This is a genomic window from Sphingomonas sp. SRI_018 (assembly GCF_057586275.1).
Genome location: NZ_JBYCZO010000001.1, coordinates 2,002,988 through 2,019,632 on the forward strand (window position 1 = coordinate 2,002,988; position 16,645 = coordinate 2,019,632).

Annotated in this window: 12 protein-coding genes; 6 read left to right on the forward strand and 6 right to left on the reverse strand. The window is 69.9% G+C overall.

What is annotated here, in order from left to right; genetic code table 11:
* Positions 1-26: 26 nt before the first annotated feature.
* Together AC2YHA_RS09355 and AC2YHA_RS09360 are read left to right on the forward strand one after the other, a co-directional pair.
* Positions 27-1,571 (forward strand): tryptophan halogenase family protein, encoded by a 1,545-nt coding sequence (locus AC2YHA_RS09355; RefSeq protein WP_487401265.1) that lies wholly within the window; start codon positions 27-29, stop codon positions 1,569-1,571.
* A 46-nt stretch (positions 1,572-1,617) separates the two neighbouring features.
* A complete protein-coding gene (locus AC2YHA_RS09360; RefSeq protein ID WP_487401266.1) occupies positions 1,618-3,198 on the forward strand; it encodes an alpha-N-arabinofuranosidase in 1,581 nt (526 codons plus the stop codon).
* A 300-nt stretch (positions 3,199-3,498) separates the two neighbouring features.
* Here the strand turns inward: AC2YHA_RS09360 and putA are convergent, their stop codons facing one another.
* The gene (gene putA, locus AC2YHA_RS09365) at positions 3,499-7,128 is read right to left on the reverse strand and encodes a trifunctional transcriptional regulator/proline dehydrogenase/L-glutamate gamma-semialdehyde dehydrogenase (RefSeq protein ID WP_487401267.1); all 3,630 of its coding nucleotides are present in this window, start codon (positions 7,126-7,128) and stop codon (positions 3,499-3,501) included.
* 114 nt (positions 7,129-7,242) lie between these two features.
* Here putA and AC2YHA_RS09370 point away from each other — a divergent pair, with 114 nt between their 5' ends.
* Positions 7,243-7,713, forward strand: a complete 471-nt coding sequence (locus AC2YHA_RS09370; protein ID WP_487401268.1) for an Lrp/AsnC family transcriptional regulator — start codon at positions 7,243-7,245, stop codon at positions 7,711-7,713.
* 3 nt (positions 7,714-7,716) lie between these two features.
* On the opposite strand, the gene AC2YHA_RS09375 is transcribed toward AC2YHA_RS09370, so the two are convergent.
* Positions 7,717-9,168 carry a helicase HerA domain-containing protein gene (locus AC2YHA_RS09375; protein ID WP_487401269.1) on the reverse strand — a complete coding sequence of 484 codons (1,452 nt, stop codon included), beginning with the start codon at positions 9,166-9,168 and terminating at the stop codon, positions 7,717-7,719.
* Between the two features lie 89 nt (positions 9,169-9,257).
* Here AC2YHA_RS09375 and AC2YHA_RS09380 point away from each other — a divergent pair, with 89 nt between their 5' ends.
* The gene (locus tag AC2YHA_RS09380) at positions 9,258-9,959 is read left to right on the forward strand and encodes a methyltransferase family protein (RefSeq protein ID WP_487401270.1); all 702 of its coding nucleotides are present in this window, start codon (positions 9,258-9,260) and stop codon (positions 9,957-9,959) included.
* A gap of 475 nt (positions 9,960-10,434) precedes the next feature.
* On the opposite strand, the gene AC2YHA_RS09385 is transcribed toward AC2YHA_RS09380, so the two are convergent.
* From AC2YHA_RS09385 to AC2YHA_RS09400, 4 genes are all read right to left on the reverse strand, one after another.
* On the reverse strand, positions 10,435-11,727 hold the full coding sequence (locus AC2YHA_RS09385; RefSeq protein ID WP_487401271.1) for a dicarboxylate/amino acid:cation symporter: 1,293 nt from the start codon (positions 11,725-11,727) through the stop codon (positions 10,435-10,437).
* Between the two features lie 146 nt (positions 11,728-11,873).
* A complete protein-coding gene (locus tag AC2YHA_RS09390) occupies positions 11,874-12,620 on the reverse strand; it encodes a gamma-glutamyl-gamma-aminobutyrate hydrolase family protein (RefSeq protein ID WP_487401272.1) in 747 nt (248 codons plus the stop codon).
* Complete coding sequence (epsC, locus tag AC2YHA_RS09395) at positions 12,617-13,555, reverse strand: serine O-acetyltransferase EpsC (RefSeq protein ID WP_487401273.1); 939 nt, start codon at positions 13,553-13,555, stop codon at positions 12,617-12,619. Before epsC ends, AC2YHA_RS09390 begins: the two co-directional genes overlap by 4 nt.
* A gap of 140 nt (positions 13,556-13,695) precedes the next feature.
* On the reverse strand, positions 13,696-14,334 hold the full coding sequence (locus AC2YHA_RS09400; protein ID WP_487401274.1) for a peroxiredoxin: 639 nt from the start codon (positions 14,332-14,334) through the stop codon (positions 13,696-13,698).
* Between the two features lie 286 nt (positions 14,335-14,620).
* On the opposite strand from AC2YHA_RS09400, the gene AC2YHA_RS09405 reads away from it, so the two are divergent.
* Both AC2YHA_RS09405 and AC2YHA_RS09410 read left to right on the forward strand, forming a co-directional pair.
* A complete protein-coding gene (locus tag AC2YHA_RS09405) occupies positions 14,621-15,322 on the forward strand; it encodes a response regulator transcription factor (RefSeq protein ID WP_487401275.1) in 702 nt (233 codons plus the stop codon).
* On the forward strand, positions 15,319-16,644 hold the full coding sequence (locus AC2YHA_RS09410) for a FecR family protein (RefSeq protein WP_487401276.1): 1,326 nt from the start codon (positions 15,319-15,321) through the stop codon (positions 16,642-16,644). Before AC2YHA_RS09405 ends, AC2YHA_RS09410 begins: the two co-directional genes overlap by 4 nt.
* Position 16,645 lies beyond the last annotated feature (1 nt).

Here is a 16,645-nt window from a genome sequence, read left to right on the forward strand (position 1 = left end):
CATCCCCGGACTTTTGCGGGACGAAGATGACCCATCCTGTACGGAAGATCGTGATCGTGGGCGGCGGCACCGCCGGCTGGCTGACCGCCGGCGTCATCGCCGCCAAGCACCGCAGCCGGATGCCCGCCGGCTTCAGCGTGACGCTGGTCGAATCGCCGAACGTCCCGATCATCGGCGTCGGCGAAGGCACCTGGCCGACGCTGAGGACCACGCTGGCGCGGATCGGCGTGTCGGAGACGGAGCTGTTCCGCCAGTGCGACGCCGCCTTCAAGCAGGGCGCCCGCTTCGCGCGCTGGACCACCGGCGCGCCGGACGACGGCTATTACCACCCGCTGATGCTGCCCCAGGGCTTCCACCAGCTCAACCTGGTGCCGCACTGGCTGGCGGAGGGGGACGGGCGCAGCTTCTGCGACGCGGTGTGCCCGCAGGGGCGGCTCTGCGACGACGGATTGGCGCCGAAGACGATCGCCACGCCGGAATATGACGCGGTGGCGAACTACGCCTATCATCTCGACGCCGGCAAGTTCGCGCCCTTCCTCCAGCGCCATTGCTGCGAGACGCTGGGGGTGCGCCATGTGCTGGCCGACGTCCGTCAGGTGACGCTCGCCGAGAACGGCGATATCCGCAGCATCGTCACCGAGCAGGCGGGCGAGATCGAAGGCGACCTGTTCGTCGACTGCACCGGCTTCAGGGCGCTGCTGATCGGCGAGACGCTGGGCGTCGGGTTCAAGGACTGCAGCGACGTGCTGTTCTGCGACACCGCGCTCGCCGTGCAGGTCCCGCATGAGAGTGAGACCAGCCCGATCGCCTCGCACACCATCTCGACCGCGCAGTCGGCGGGATGGATCTGGGACATCGGCCTGCCGAGCCGGCGCGGCACCGGCCATGTCTATTCCAGCCGCCACATCTCCGACGACGAAGCCGAGCGCGAGCTGCGCGCCTATCTCGGCCCGGCGGGCAAGGACCTGCCGGTGCGCAAGATCCCGATCCGCTCGGGCTATCGCGAGACCTTCTGGAAGCGCAACTGCGTCGCCGTCGGGCTCGCGGCCGGCTTTCTCGAGCCGCTCGAATCGTCGGCGATCGTGCTGATCGAGCTGTCCGCCAAGCTGATCGCCGAGCAGATGCCGGTCTGTCGCGAGGTGATGGACGTGATCGCGTCGCGCTTCAACGCGACCACCCATTACCGCTGGGGGCGGATCATCGACTTCCTCAAGCTCCACTATGTGCTGTCGCAGCGCGAGGACAGCGCCTTCTGGCGCGACAACCGGCTGCCCGAGACCGTTCCCGAGCGACTCCAGGACCTGCTGACGCTGTGGCGCTACCAGTCGCCGTGGTTCCACGACGAGTTCGACCGGGTCGAGGAGGTGTTCCCGCCGGCGAGCTATCAGTACGTCCTCTATGGCATGGGCTTCCGTACCGAGATCGAGCCGGAGGCGCTGGCCGACGAAGCCCGGATCGCCGAGCGGACGATGCGGGAGAATATCATCCAGACCGAGCGGCTGCGGGAAGGATTACCGCCTCATCGTACGCTGATCCGCAAGATCGTCGAGCACGGGCTGCAGCCCGTCTGACCGCCGCGCCGACTCGGCAGCTTCTGCACATCCCAAGCGAGGACCCATGAGACATACCCTGCCCCAACTTGTCGCCGCGACGGCCACCCTGCTCGCCGCTCCGGCCTTTGCGCAGGCGGGCGGCGCCACAACGGTGACGGTGCAGACGGACCGGCCGGGGCCGAGGATCGACCGCAACATCTTCGGCCAGTTCGCCGAGCATCTCGGCACCGGCATCTACGGCGGGGTGTGGGTGGGGAAGGATTCGCCGATCCCCAACGTCCGCGGCATCCGCAGCGACGTGGTCGCCGCATTGAAGGCGATCCGGGTGCCGGTGGTGCGCTGGCCGGGCGGATGCTTCGCCGACGAATACCATTGGCGCGACGGCATCGGCGATCCGGCGCGGCGCAAGCAGACGGTCAACGCCAATTGGGGCGACGCGGTCGAGACCAACGCGTTCGGCACCGACGAGTTCATGGACTTCGTCGGCCAGATCGGCGCCGAGGCCTATGTCTCGGTCAACGTGGGGTCGGGAACAGTCAAGGAAGCGGCCGACTGGGTCGCCTATATGACCGCGGGCCGGCAGAGCAGCGCCGGGCAGGAACGCGTCGCCAACGGGCATCCGGCGCCCTACAAGGTCAAATACCTCGGCATCGGCAACGAAAGCTGGAGCTGCGGCGGGGCGATGCGGCCCGAATTCTACACCGACCAGATGAAGCTCTACGCCCGCTTCGTGCGCAACTACAATCCGGTCCAGGCCAAGGACGAGCCGATGCAGCGCATCGCGGTCGGCCCCAGCGACGACGACACCAGCTACACCGAAGCGGTGATGAAGGCGTGGAAGGCCCATGACTGGAGCTGGAACATCGAGGGGCTGTCGTTCCATTCCTACACCGTCGGCGGCTGGCCGCCGTCCTATCCCAGCACCGGCTTCGGCGAGGACGATTATGCCAAGCTGGTGAAGGCGACGCTCGCCATGGACGGGCGGATCGCCACCCATTCGGCGATCATGGACAAATATGATCCCGAGAAGAAGGTGCCGCTCGTCGTCGACGAATGGGGCGTGTGGCTGGCGCCGCTGCCGGGGACCAATCCCGGCTTCCTGGCGCAGCAGAACTCGCTGCGCGACGCGATCATCGCCGCGCTCAACGTCAACATCTTCGCCCGCCATGCCGACCGCGTGCGGATGACCAACATCGCGCAGATGGTGAACGTGCTCCAGGCGATGATCCTGACCGACGGGCCGAAGATGGTGCTGACGCCGACCTACCATGTCTTCAAGATGTACCTGCCGTTCCAGGATGCGACCTTCGTGCCCGTGAGCTTCGAGGCCGGCAGCTATCGCCGCGGTGATGTCGAGCTGCCGCGCGTCGATGCCGTCGCCGCGCGTGCGACCGACGGGAAGCTGTGGCTGGCGCTGGTGAACGTCGATCCGAGCGAAGCGTCCGAGATCCGCGTGGCGGTGCCGGGCCTGTCGGTCCGCCGCGCGGGAGGACAGGTGCTGACGGCGGCGAACGTCAATTCGGTCAACACGTTCGAGGCGCCGGATACGGTCGTGCCGAAGCCGATCGCGGGGCGTGTCGAGGGCGGCACCGTCACCGTCCGGCTTCCGGCCAGGTCGGTGGCGATGCTTTCGCTGGAGCGGTGAACCGCTTCCGGTGCTCCTGCGAAGCAGGAGCCCTGGCCGCGAACGACATACCCATGATCCAGGGCTCCTGCTTTCGCAGGAGCACAGGTCGATCGGCTAGCGCCGATCGACATTTGAGGTTGCAGGTCTTCCGTAGCCCCCTTCTCGACCGTCACCCGGACTTGTTCCGGGGTCCACCGGACCTAGCGGACTGCACTCAAACCTCTTGCCCGGTCCTTGCCTCCCGGTGGACCCCGGAACAAGTCCGGGGTGACGGTGAGGACGGCCCAGATGTCGTCACTTCCTCAAATGTCGATCCGGCTAGGCCATCGCCATCAGGCTGGCATTGCCGCCCGCCGCAGTGGTGTTGATCGAGGTCGACACCTCCTCGACCAGCCAGTCGAGACGGTAGCCGGCGGTGCCCGCCTGGGTCAGCACGATCGGGCCGGGCAGCGCGGCGATCGCCTGGTGCAGGGCGCGGACCCGCTCCGCGTCGCCTTCGATCAGCGCGCCGGCGAACGGGCCGGCGGGAGTCCAATCCTCGACCCAGCGCACGCGAGGCAGGAGGGTCGGCGGCAGAGCGGGCCGGATCGCCAGATCGGCCTGGACGACGAGGTCGTTGCCGCTCGCAAGGCCCGCGGCGAGCTGGGCGATCAGGCCGGTGCGTGTCTCCGGCAGCAGCAGGATACGGCCGCGCGGGTGGAGCGCGTAGAGGTTGCGCTCGCCGACCGGGCCGGGCAGCTCCAGCTCGGCGGACAGCGGAACGCCCGGCAGCTTGCGGACCAGGTCGGCGGCCACGCCGTCTCCCGCCGCCTCCAGCGACAGCGCGAGGTCGCGCACCGCGGTGGCGGTCGCGGCGACGGCGAGCTGCGGCGGCAGCGGGGCGCGGCGCACCAGCCGGCCGAGATAGAGCGGGCCGCCCGCCTTCGGCCCGGTGCCCGAGAGCCCGCGCCCGCCGAACGGCTGCACGCCCACCACCGCGCCGATCACGTTGCGGTTGACGTAGAGGTTGCCCGCCTTCACCCGCCGGGTCACGTGCGCCATCGTCTCGTCGAGCCGGGTGTGGAGGCCGAAGGTGAGGCCGTAGCCGGTGGCGTTGATCCGGTCGATCAGGCGATCGATCCCGGCGCGGCGGAAACGGACGACGTGCAGGACGGGGCCGAACACCTCCCGCTCCAGCTCGCCGATGTCGGTGAGTTCGATGATCGTGGGGGGGACGAAGGTGCCGTGTGCCGCCTCCTCCGAAAGCGGCAGCTGCTCCACCTTGTGGCCGCGCGAGCGCATCTTTTCGATGTGCTTCTCGATGTTCGCCTTGGCCTCGGCGGTGATGACGGGGCCGACGTCGATGTTGAGGCGATCGGTCCGCCCGACGCGCAGCTCGCGGAGCGCGCCCTTGAGCATCGCCAGCGTGCGGTCGGCGATCTCCTCCTGCAGGCACAGGATGCGCAGCGCCGAGCAGCGCTGGCCGGCGCTGTCGAAGGCGGAGGCGAGCACGTCGGCCACCACCTGCTCGGCCAGCGCCGAGGAGTCGACGATCATCGCATTCTGCCCGCCGGTCTCGGCGATCAGCGGGATCGGCTCGCCGGCGGGCGAGACGCGCTTGGCGAGCTCGGCCTGGATCAGCCGCGCTACTTCGGTCGAGCCGGTGAACATCACCCCCGCCGTCTCGGGCGCGGCGACCAGCGCGGCGCCGATCGCGCCGTCGCCGGGGAGCAGCTGGAGCACGTCGGCGGGGATGCCCCCCTCGTGGAGGATGGCGACGCCGGCGGCGGCGATCAGCGGCGTCTCCTCGGCGGGCTTGGCGAGCACCGGATTGCCCGCGACCAGCGCGGCGGCGATCTGGCCGGTGAAGATCGCGAGCGGGAAGTTCCACGGGCTGATGCAGGTCACCGGGCCCAGCGGCGGCCGGTCCGCCGTCAGTACGAGGCGCGCCTGCTCGGCATAGTAGCGCAGGAAGTCGATCGCCTCGCGCACCTCGGCGATGGCGTTGGGCAGCGACTTGCCCGCCTCGCGCATGATCAGGCCGAGCAGCGACGGCATCCGCTCCTCCATCAGGTCGGCGGCGCGTTCGAGGCGCGCGGCGCGCTCGGCGGGAGGAACGGCGACCCATGCGGGCGCGGCGGCGAGAGCGGTACGTACGGCGGCCTGGGCCTGCTCGGGCGAGACCTCGATGACGGTGCCGACCCGATCACGATGGTCGGCGGGGTTTAGCACCGGCCGCGGCGTTCCCTCGCCGTTCGCCGGGGCCGCGCTCCAGTCCGAATGGGCGCCGGCGCGCATCGTCTCGCCCAGCGCGGCCAGCACCGTCTCGTCGCTGAGGTCGAGTCCCGCCGAGTTGCGCCGCGCGCCATAGAGGTCGCGGGGCAGCGCGATCATCGGATGCTTCTGCCCCGGCTCGGCCATCGCCCGCACCGTCTCGACCGGATCGGCGGTCAATTCGGCGATCGACACGTCGGGGTCGGCGATGCGGTTGACGAAGGAGGAATTGGCGCCGTTCTCCAGCAGGCGGCGGACGAGATAGGCGAGCAAGGTCTCGTGCGTGCCGACGGGTGCATAGATGCGGCACGGCCGGCCGAGCCCGTCCTCGCCCACCACCTCGTCGTAGAGCGGCTCGCCCATGCCGTGGAGGCACTGGAACTCATAGTCGCCGGTCGCGAAGCCCGGCCCGGCCATCTCGTAGATGGTGGCGAGCGTCTGCGCGTTGTGCGTCGCGAACTGCGGGAAGACGACCTCGCGCGCCGCCAGCAGCTTGCGGGCGCAGGCGATGTAAGCGACGTCGGTATGGACCTTGCGGGTGTAGACGGGGAAGTCCGGGAGGCCGTCGACCTGAGCGCGCTTGATCTCGGCGTCCCAATAGGCGCCCTTGACCAGCCGCACCATGATCCGCCGCTCCGAACGGCGGGCGAGGTCGACGATCCAGTCGATCACGAAGGGGCAGCGCTTGCCATAGGCCTGCACCACGAAGCCGAGGCCGTTCCAGCCGGCGAGGTCCGGGTCGAACGCCAGGCTCTCCAGCAGGTCGAGCGAGAGCTCGAGCCGGTCGGCCTCCTCGGCATCGATGTTGAGGCCGATGTCGTGGCCCTTGGCCAGCATCGCCAGCGCCTTCACGCGCGGCAACAGCTCGCCCACCACGCGGTCGGCCTGGGACCGCGAATAGCGCGGGTGCAGCGCGGAGAGCTTGATCGAGATGCCCGGCCCGCCATAGACGCCGCGCCCCGCCGAGGCGGCGCCGATCGCGTGGATGGCCGCCTCATAATCCCGGTAGTAGCGATCGGCATCGGCGGCGGTGGTCGCGGCCTCGCCGAGCATGTCGTAGCTGTATTGGTAGCCCCGCGCCTCCAGCGGGCGAGCGCGCTTCAGCGCCTCCTGGATCGTCTCGCCGGTGACGAACTGCTCGCCCATCATCTTCATCGCCAGCGCGACCGCGCGGCGGATCACCGGCTCGCCGGTGCGGGCGATCAGGCGGGTGAGCGCCGCTCCCAGCCCGCGGTCATCGACGCTGCCGGCGAGCTTGCCGGTGACCACCAGCCCCCAGGTGGCGGCGTTGACGAACAGCGAGCGCCCCTCCCCCAGATGCGCCTTCCAGTCGCCGCCGGCGATCTTGTCGCGGATCAGCGCGTCGCGGGTGTCGTCGTCGGGGATGCGCAGCAGCGCCTCGGCGAGGCACATCAGCGCGACGCCCTCCTCGCTCGACAGGGCATATTCCTGCACCAGGCCCTCGACGCCGTTGCCGCGGCGCTTGGCGCGCAGCGCCTCGATCAGCGCGGTGGCGGTGCGGGCGGCGGCGGCACGGACCGGCCCGGGCAGCGTCGCCTGCTCGATCAGCGGGGCGAGGCAGTCGGGCTCGGGGCGACGATAGGCGGCGGTGATCGCCTGCCTCAACGCGCTCTGCTGGCGGATCGGCGGGGCGAAATCGGCGAAAAGGGGCGGGAGTTGGGAAGGTTGCGCCATGGGTGCCTCGGTCGGGATATGCGCTTTCCCTATCGCAAATGCATCTGGCGATCCGACTTATCCTGCGGCATCATAAGGTCCATTGACCTTCATTCAAGCCAAGGCTCCAATCAAATGGCCTCCGCCAAGACCATATCTAGCGATATCGACCAATTCGACCGCCGGATCATCGACCTGCTGCGCGAGGACGGGCGGATGTCGGTGGCCGAGCTCGCGCGCCGCGTCGGCCTATCCAAGACGCCGTGCCAGGTGCGCCTCAGGCGGCTGATCGACCAGGGCTATATCCGCGGGTTCCGCGCGATCGTCGATCCGGCGCGGCTGGGGCTGGACCATATCGCCTTCACCGAAGTGAAGCTGTCCGACACGCGCGAGGCGGCGCTGGAGGACTTCCGCCGCGCGGTGCTGCGCATCAAGGAAGTCGAGGAATGCCATATGATCGCGAGCAGCTTCGACTATCTGCTCAAGGTCCGCACCGCCGACATCCGCAAGTACCGCGAGGTGCTGGGCGAGCGCATCTCCAACCTGCCGCATGTCGCCAGCACCTCGACCTTCGTCGCGATGGAGACGATCCGCGACGTGATGTGAGACCTATTCGCTCGGCGCCGTCGTCCAGCCGAGCTGGGGGATGGCGATCGAACGGCGGCCCGACAGGTCGACGCGGGTCACGATCATCCCGCGGCTCTCCATGTAGGACAGCACCCGCCGCGCCCGGCCGAGTGACTCCGTGCCGTAGGCCGCGGCGATCGCCTCGTCGCTCGGGCCCTGCTCGCCCTCGCGGGCGGCGTGGGCGATGAGCAGGAAGGCGCCGAGCATGTCGTCGGGGACGCCGCGCGCCGCCTCCAGTGCCGGCGCCCACTCCGCGTCCAGCCCGGTGAAGATGCCGGCCCGCGCCGCCGCCAGCCGGCGGGTGAAGCCCGAGGCATCGAGCGGCGGCCGGCGCACGCCCGCCATGCGGCAGCGGACCTGGAAGTCCTGGTAGAGCACCGCGGCCGGCTTGGCGCGGGAATCCGGGTCCTCGATGATGCCGCGCAGCGCCTCGATCACCACCGGCTCGTGGTCGACCGCAAGCTCCTCCTCCGGCTCGAGCTCGGCAGCCGCGGCCGCCGCCTCGCTCAGCTGGTCGAGCACGCTCACCACCGGCGCCGGCGCGCGCACCGGGGGCGGGGGCGGGATGAGATACGGCTCCTCGACCGCGGCCAGCAGCAGATCCTTGATCTCGACCGCGGAGGTCTCCGGCAGCGGGATCAGCGACGGGCTGCTGCTGCGTGCCGAGGTCTTCACCGGCCCGATGGCGATCGTCACCGGCCGCCGGGCGATCGCCGGCCCCAGCCCGAGGAAGGTGCCGCGGCCGAGGTCGCGGATCGTCTCCGCCTGGCGCCGCTCCATACCGAGCAGGTCGGCGGCGCGGGCCATGTCGATGTCGAGGAAGGTGCGGCCCATCAGGAAGTTGCTCGCTTCCGCCGCGACGTTCTTCGACAGCTTGGCGAGGCGCTGGGTGGCGATGATGCCGGCGAGCCCGCGCTTGCGGCCACGGGACATCAAATTGGCCATCGCCGACAGCGAGGTGCGCCGCGCCTCCTCGCTCACCTCGGCGCCGGCGGCGGGGGCGAAGATCTGCGCCTCGTCGACCACGACCAGCGCCGGGTACCAATGCTCGCGCGGCGCATCGAACAGGCCGTTGAGGAAGGCGGCCGCACAGCGCATCTGGCCGTCCATCTCCAGCCCCTCCAGGCTCAGCACCACCGAGGCGCGGTGCTCGCGGCAGCGCATCGCGAAGCGGGCGATCTCGCCGACCGAATAGTCGGCCGCCTCGATCGCGACATGGCCATAGGCGTCGGCGAGCGTGACGAAGTCGCCCTCCGGGTCGATCACCGCCTGCTGCACCTGCGCCGCGCTGCCCTCCAGCAGCCGGCGCAGGAGGTGTGACTTGCCCGAGCCCGAATTGCCCTGCACCAGCAGGCGCGTGGCGAGCAGCTCCTCGAGATCGATCGAGACGGTCCTGCCGGCACCGTCCGCCCCCATGTCCACCTGAAACGTCATCGCGGGCGACTTGGTCGATGTGACCGGTCGAGGGCAAGTGATTCCCGCGAACATGCTATAGGGCGAGCGGTCCGCCGGAGGAGACTGTCATGGAAGGCCCCAGGGAACCCGCCGCCATGTCGCGCGGCACCGCCATCGCCTATGCGGCCGGGTTGCCGCTGGCCCTGCTCCTGCTGCTGTTCCTGCCGGCGGGGTCGATCGGCTGGCGGCCCGGATGGGTGTTCGTCGCCGTGCTGGTGCTGGGCTTCGGCGCGTCGGCGCTGGTGCTGGCGCGGGTCAATCCGGTGATCTACCGCGCCCGCAGCCGGTTCCAGCCGGGGACGAAGGGCTGGGACAAGGCGCTGCTGGCGGTGATCCTGCCGGCGATGGTGGCGATCCTGCCGGTCGCAGCGCTCGACGCCGGGCGATTCCACTGGTCGGCGGTGCCGGCGTGGCTGGTGGTCCTGGGCTATGCCGCGCTGCTCGCCGGTATCGCGGTGACGGCATGGGCACAGGCGGTGAACCCGTTCTTCGAGCCGGGCGTCCGCATCCAGTCCGAGCGCCACCAGCGGGTGATCGACAGCGGGCCGTACCGGTTCGTGCGCCATCCGGGCTATGTCTCGGCGCTGCTACTGTTCTTCGGGATGGCGCTGGCGCTGGGATCCTACTGGGCATTGGTGCCGGCCGCGATCGCCTCGGCGGTGCTGGTGCTGCGCACCGCATGGGAGGATCGGCTGCTGCATGCCGAGCTTCCCGGATATCGGGACTATGCCCGCCGCGTGCGGTCGCGGCTGATTCCCAGCATCTGGTGAGGTATAGGGCAGGTGAAGGTCGACCGGTTGACTAAATTGACGCGCGGCGCGTGTTTGCAGGCGGACGTGGCGCCGACACGAGAGGGGCGCGACGCGAACGCGACGGGAGCGCGACACCAACGCGACGCTAACGCGACACTGGCGCGACGCTAATGCGACACTGACGCGACGCTAATGCGACACTGACGCGACGGGATTGCGACACCGACGCAACACCGACGCAACACCGACGCGACACCGACGCGACACCGACGCGACACCGACGCGACACCGACGCGACACCGACGCGACACGGAGGAGATCGACAGGGTCAAAGAGCGACCGACGCTCGCGCAAATCGGACCGCGCAGGTCAAGCAGGCGAAATCCTACATTGCAAGGGACGAGCCGGTCGATCGCGCGGCCATGCCTCAAGCCCCTCCCCTTCAGGGGAGGGGCTAAATCGCTGCAATATCGTGCGTGGAACCACGCAGTAGTCACTCGGCCGGCTGAACGGCGAAGTCCCCCCGCTCACCGCGCCCGAACCGGTGCGCGACGATCGTCGGGACCAGCGCCTGGCCGGCGACGTTCACCGCGGTCCGGCCCATGTCGAGGATCGGGTCGATCGCGAGCAGCAGCCCCGCGCCCTCGAGCGGCAGGCCAAGCGTCGAGAGGGTCAGCGTCAGCATCACCGTCGCGCCGGTGAGGCCGGCGGTCGCCGCCGAGCCGAGGACGGAGACCAGCACGATCAGCACATAGTCCCCAGGATGGAGCGGGATGCCGTAATATTGCGCGACGAACAGCGCCGCGATCGCCGGATAGATGGCGGCGCAGCCGTCCATCTTGGTGGTCGCGGCGAGCGGCACCGCGAAGGCGGCATAGGCGCGCGGCACGCCGAGGCGGCGCTCGACCACTTCCTCGGTCACCGGCAGCGTCGCGATCGAGGAGCGCGAGACGAAGCCGAGCTGGATCGCCGGCCAGGCAGCGGCGAAGAAGCGGCGCGGGCTGAGGCCGTTCGCCAGCAGCAGCGTCGGGTAGACCACCAGCAGCACGAGCGCGAGGCCGGCATAGACCGCGAGCGCGAAGGCGCCGAGCGCCGACAGCGACTGCCAGCCGTAGCGCACCACTGCGCCGCCGAGCAGCGCCGCGGTGCCGATCGGGGTCAGGCGGATCACCCAATTGAGGATGCGGCGGAAGATCGCGAGCGCCGAGGCGTTGAAGGCGAGGAAGGGCGCCCCCGCCTCCCCCACGCGGATCGCGGCGATGCCGACCGCGATGGCGACGACGATGAGCTGGAGGACATTGAAGCCGAGCGTGGTCCGGGCGGCGCCGTCGGCGAGTTTCGTGCTGCCCTCGATCGCGAGGATGTTGCCGGGCACCAGGCCGCGCAGGAAGTCGAGCCAGCTGCCGGTGGTCTCCGGCCGGGCCGCGGCGGCGGCGGAGACGCCGGTGTGGACGCCGGGCGCGATCAATGTGCCCAGCGTCAGGCCGATCAGCACGGCGACGAGCGCGGTCGCGGCGAACCACAGGAAGGTGCTCGCGACCAGCCGCGCGGCATTGGCGAGATCGCGCAGTGCCGCGATCGACGAAACGATCGCGGTGAACACCAGCGGGGCGACGAGGGCCTTCAGCAGCTGGACGAAGATGTCGCCGACGATCTTGAGGGTGCTCGCGAGCCCCTCCGAGCCGGTCGCGCGGCCGACGAAGCCGAGCGCGAGGCCGACGGCCATGCCGATCAGCACCTGGACCCCGAAGGAGGGGAGATAAGCGGGGCGGCGGGGCGACGCCATTCAGATCCTCCCCGGCACGGGGAGGGGGACCGCCGAAGGCGGTGGAGGGGGTTCTCCACAAGCGATGCAGAGGAGGCGGGCCCCCTCCACCAGCTTCGCTGGTCCCCCTCCCCGTGCCGGGGAGGATTTTAGGGGCTCGACATCACTCATTGCACACTCCCCTCGCCGCCACGCAGGGCATTACCGACCAGTTCGAAGAAGGCGCGGCTGGTGGCGGTGCGGGCGCCGTCCCATTCGGGATGCCATTGCACCGCGAGCACCTCGCCGCCGCACGGACGCGCCGAGATCGCCTCGATCAGGCCGTCGTCGGTCGCGGTCGCCTCGACGGTGAGGCCGCCGCCGAGACGATCGACGCCCTGCTCGTGCACCGAGTTGACGATCGTCCGCCGCTCGCCGCTGGCATGGGCGAGCCGGCCGCCGTCGGCGAGGTCGATCGCGTGGCAATGGGCGAACTGATCGTCGTAGCCGTCCAGCGGGTCGCGATGGTGGCGGCCGCAGCAGACCTCGCTCGACAGGCTGCCGCCGAACAGCACGTTGAGCTCCTGGAAGCCGCGGCAGATGCCGAACACCGGCTGGCCGCGCTCGATCATGTGCCCGGCGAGCTGGAGCGCGACCTGGTCGCGCTGCTCGTCGAGGCGGCCGCTCTCGGCAAGGTCGGGCGCGCCGTAGCGCCACGGCGCGAGATGCGAGCGCGAGCCGGTGAGGAGCAGGCCGTCGAGCCGCTCCGCCACCGCGCCGCAATCGTTGGCGTCGGCGAGCGCGGGGATCAGCAGCACGGTCGCCCCGGCGATGCGCGTCAGCGGCTCGATGAAGCGCGAGGCGACCACCTGCACCGGGCGGTCGATGCGCTCGTTGCAGCACAGGACGCCGATCGCGGGGCGGCGCGCGGTCATGAGGCGGCCTTCTCCAGCGTCTCGCGCATCGCGAGGCCGGCGGCGGACTCTAGCTGGCGTGCCTCGGGCTGGACCACGACCGATCCGGGCGGCACGTCCGACAGCAGCCAGACGTTGCCGCCGATCGTCGAGCCGCGGCCGATGGTGACGCGGCCGAGGATGGTGGTGCCGGCGTAGATGACGACGTCGTCCTCGACGATCGGATGGCGGGCATAGCGCTCGCGCACGCTGAGCCGGGCGGCCCCCAAGGGGCTGCGCGCGCCGAGCGTGACGTGCTGGTAGAGCCGCACGCGCTCGCCGACGATCGCGGTCTCGCCGATCACGACGCCGGTGCCGTGGTCGATGAAGAAGCTGCCGCCGATCGTCGCGCCGGGGTGGATGTCGATGCCGGTACGCTCGTTGGCGAGCTCCGAGATGACGCGCGCGACGATCGCGGCGCCGAGGTTGTAGAGCTCGTGCGCGATGCGGTGGTAGAGGCTGGCGATCGCGCCGGGATAGCAGATCAGGATCTCGTCGACGCTGCGCGCGGCGGGGTCGCCGAGGAAGGCGGCGTCGACGTCGCTGTCGATCAGGCGGCGGATGTCGGCGAGCGTCGCGGCGAAATGGGTGACGATCGTGCGCGGCTGGTCGGGGTCGAAGGGAGCGGCGTTCTCGCCCTGCCAATAGTCGAGCTCGTGCGCGATCTCGGTCTCGAGCGCGGCGAGCGCGCGGGCAAGCCGGTCGGCAACGAAGCCGTCCTCGGCCTCGTCGGGTCCGTCGAACTGGCCGATCCGCCGCGGATAGAGCGCCGCCGACAGGTCTGCGATCACTCCGGCGAGCGCCCGCTGCGAGGGGAAGCGGCGGACGTTCGGCTGGTCCGACCGCGTGCCGCGCGCCTCCAGCCGCGCTGTGCGCAGTGAGGCGACCGCCTGCGTGATGTTGGGATCCGACGGCATCAGACGTACCCCGTTAAGCCCCTCCCCTTCAGGGGAGGGGTTGGGGTGGGGCCTGGCCTCAAGCGACGTGGCCTGCCGCACTCCCCCACCCCCAACCCCTCCCCTGAAGGGGAGGGGCTAAATAGGTTGATTCCGGCCATTCAGGCCCCCTGCGGTTGCTTGACGGTGCGCAGGTAAGGCTTGTGCGCGGTCCAGCCGTCCGGGAACAGCGCCTTCGCCTCCTCGTCGCCGACCGAGGGCAGGATGATGACGTCCTCGCCATGCTGCCAGTCGGCGGGGGTGGCGACCTTGTGCTGCTCGGTAAGCTGGATGCTGTCGATCGCACGCAGGATCTCGGCGAAGTTGCGCCCCGTGGAGGCGGGATAGGTGAGCGTCAGGCGCACGCGCTTGGCGGGATCGATCACGAAGACGGTGCGCACCGTCGCCGTGTCCGACGCGTTCGGATGGATCAGGCCGAGCAGCCCGGCGACGCGGCGGTCCTGGTCGGCGATCAGCGGGAAGTTGAGCTCGGCCTGCTGAGTCTCGGCGATGTCGCGCGCCCAGGCCTGGTGGCTCTCGACCGGATCGACCGAGAGGCCGATCACCTTGACGCCGCGGCGGTCGAACTCGGGCTTGAGCCTCGCGACCGCGCCCAGCTCGGTGGTGCAGACCGGGGTGAAATCCTTGGGATGCGAGAAGAGCAGCACCCAGTCCGCCCCCGCCCAGTCGTAGAAATTGAGCGGCCCGGCCGTCGATTGCTGGGTGAAGTCCGGAACGGTATCGAGCAGTTTCAGCGACATGGCACGTCTCCTCAGGCGACGACGTGCAATATCCTATTCGACGAGTAGGAAATCAGCGGAAGAAAAATTTGGCGCGCCCAAATCCAGCTTTCGATCGCGGCGGAGGTGGCTCGTCCCATTCCGTTACAACAGTTTACATGTCTGATGATTGTTTGCCTAACCCCCTGTTTGCTAGCACTCGCGCCATGTATGAGACCGGGCGCATCGGGAGAGCCTCGGCGAGCGATCGGCGACGGCCCCTGCCGCGGCCAGTTGCGTTTTAGGTCAGGGGGCGGGGGACTGGCATTTGCGTATCGCAATCGTCGACGATGACGAAAGCCTGATCGAGTTCGTCCGTGCTCCGCTTGCGGCGGCCGGGCACAATTGCTCGGTCTATCGCACCGGCGCGGCGCTGCTCGCGGCGCTGCGGCAGAATACCTTCGATCTCATCGTGCTCGACTGGAACCTGCCCGACGCCGCCGGCATCGCTTTATTGCGCTCGATCCGGGAAGCGGTTTCACGCGCGACCGCGATCATCATGCTGACCAGCCGCGCCGACAAGGACGACATCACCGCGGCCCTCCACGCCGGCGCCGACGACTATGTGGTGAAGCCCGAGAGCGCGGCGGTGATCGTTGCGCGGGTCGAGGCGGTGCTGCGCCGGGCGGTGCCGGGCGCGGCCCAGCAACGGACCGTGTCCTTCGGCCGATATGTCTTCGACCGGCTTACCGAGCGGGTGCGGATCGGTGCGGAGGAGGTCGCGCTCAGCGCCAAGGAGTTCCAGCTCGCGCTCACCCTGTTCGAGAATGTCCACCGCGCGCTGTCGCGCAGCTACCTGCTCGAGACGATCTGGCAGAGCTCGGGCGACCTGCCGACGCGCACGCTCGACATGCACGTCTCGCGCGTGCGCACCAAATTGCAGCTGACTCCCGACAACGGCTATCGGGTCGTCGCGATTACCGGCTATGGCTATCGCATGGAGCGGTTCGGGGCGGAGGACACGGCATGATCGTCGCGGCGGCGTTGCTGAGCTCCGCCGCGCCTGCGCCTCCTGCCCCGCCTCCTCCCGATGCTGGCGAGACGATCGTCTATGTCGTGCGCAAGGGGGACACGCTCTACCGCCTGACCAACAGCTTCGTCGTGCCGCCGCGGACGTGGCGGTCGCTGCTCGGGCTCGCCCGCATCCGCGATCCGCGCCAGCTGCCGATCGGGCGCAGGATCGCCGTGCCGCGGGCCTGGCTGCGCTATGCGCCCGAGCCGGCGCGGCTGGCGAGCTATCGGGGGACGGTGCGCCTCACCGCGGGCGGGCGGGCGGTGACGCCGGCGATCGGCGCGCTCGTCGGCGAAGGCGCGGAGATCGCGACGGCGGCGAACAGCTTCGTGACGCTCGTCCTCGCCGACCGTTCGAAGATCGTGCTGCCCTCGCAGAGCCGGGTGCGCGTCCGCCAGCTGCGGCGTGTGCTGCTGACCGGGACGATCGATTATCGGATCGAGGTGCAAGGGGGACGGCTCGAGACCAAGGTGGCGCCGCTCGACGGCCCCGACGCGCGCTATCGCATCCAGACCCCGGTCAGCATGACCGCGGTGCGCGGCACCGAGTTCCGCGTCGCCTACGCGCCCGAGCGCAACGTCGCGGCGACCGAGGTGCTGGAGGGCGTGGTGTCGATCACCGGGGCCGGGGGTGCCGGCAAAGGAACGACGCTGCAGCCGAGCAATGGCGCGACAGTCGACCGCAGCGGTATCGTGCGGACCGAGACGCTCCTGCCCGCGCCCGATCTCGACGATCCAGGCCGGATCCAGACGCGCGACGCGGTGGAGTTCCGCGCCAATCCCATCGCCGGGGCGACCGGCTATCGCGCGGTGATCGCGGCCGATGCGGGCTTCGTCGAGAATCTGGCGGAACAGCTTTCCGGCGACGGCCGCTTCGCCTTCGCCGACATCCCCAACGGCCGGCAGTTCGTGCGCGTCTGGGCGATCGCGCCGAGCGGGCTGGAAGGGATGGCGCAATCCTATGGCTTCACCCGCCGCCTCGCCTCGATCCATGGCGCGGTGGAGGCCGGCGACGACGGCTACCGCTTCCGCTGGTTCGGCGCGGGGAGCGGGGCGCGGCGCTATCATTTCCAGCTCATGCGCGGATCGCCCGACGCGCGGCCGATGGTCGACCAGGTCGGGCTTTCCAGCGACACGATCACGCTCGGCAACCTGCCGGCGGACGTCTATTACTGGCGCGTCGGGCTATTGCAGGTCGAGAATGGCGAGAGCGTCGAATCCTGGACCGATCCGGAGAAGCTCACCATTGCCGCGCCCTCGGGACGCGGCGGGCGTCCCTAAC

Excerpts from the sequence above, each read along its gene's own strand:
- AC2YHA_RS09355 (WP_487401265.1), top strand. The coding sequence starts at position 27 with ATGACCCATCCTGTACGGAAGATCGTGATCGTGGGCGGCGGCACCGCC.
- AC2YHA_RS09360 (WP_487401266.1), top strand. The coding sequence starts at position 1,618 with ATGAGACATACCCTGCCCCAACTTGTCGCCGCGACGGCCACCCTGCTC.
- putA (WP_487401267.1), bottom strand. The coding sequence starts at position 7,128 with ATGGCGCAACCTTCCCAACTCCCGCCCCTTTTCGCCGATTTCGCCCCG.
- AC2YHA_RS09370 (WP_487401268.1), top strand. The coding sequence starts at position 7,243 with ATGGCCTCCGCCAAGACCATATCTAGCGATATCGACCAATTCGACCGC.
- AC2YHA_RS09375 (WP_487401269.1), bottom strand. The coding sequence starts at position 9,168 with ATGACGTTTCAGGTGGACATGGGGGCGGACGGTGCCGGCAGGACCGTC.
- AC2YHA_RS09380 (WP_487401270.1), top strand. The coding sequence starts at position 9,258 with ATGGAAGGCCCCAGGGAACCCGCCGCCATGTCGCGCGGCACCGCCATC.
- AC2YHA_RS09385 (WP_487401271.1), bottom strand. The coding sequence starts at position 11,727 with ATGGCGTCGCCCCGCCGCCCCGCTTATCTCCCCTCCTTCGGGGTCCAG.
- AC2YHA_RS09390 (WP_487401272.1), bottom strand. The coding sequence starts at position 12,620 with ATGACCGCGCGCCGCCCCGCGATCGGCGTCCTGTGCTGCAACGAGCGC.
- epsC (WP_487401273.1), bottom strand. The coding sequence starts at position 13,555 with ATGCCGTCGGATCCCAACATCACGCAGGCGGTCGCCTCACTGCGCACA.
- AC2YHA_RS09400 (WP_487401274.1), bottom strand. The coding sequence starts at position 14,334 with ATGTCGCTGAAACTGCTCGATACCGTTCCGGACTTCACCCAGCAATCG.
- AC2YHA_RS09410 (WP_487401276.1), top strand. The coding sequence starts at position 15,319 with ATGATCGTCGCGGCGGCGTTGCTGAGCTCCGCCGCGCCTGCGCCTCCT.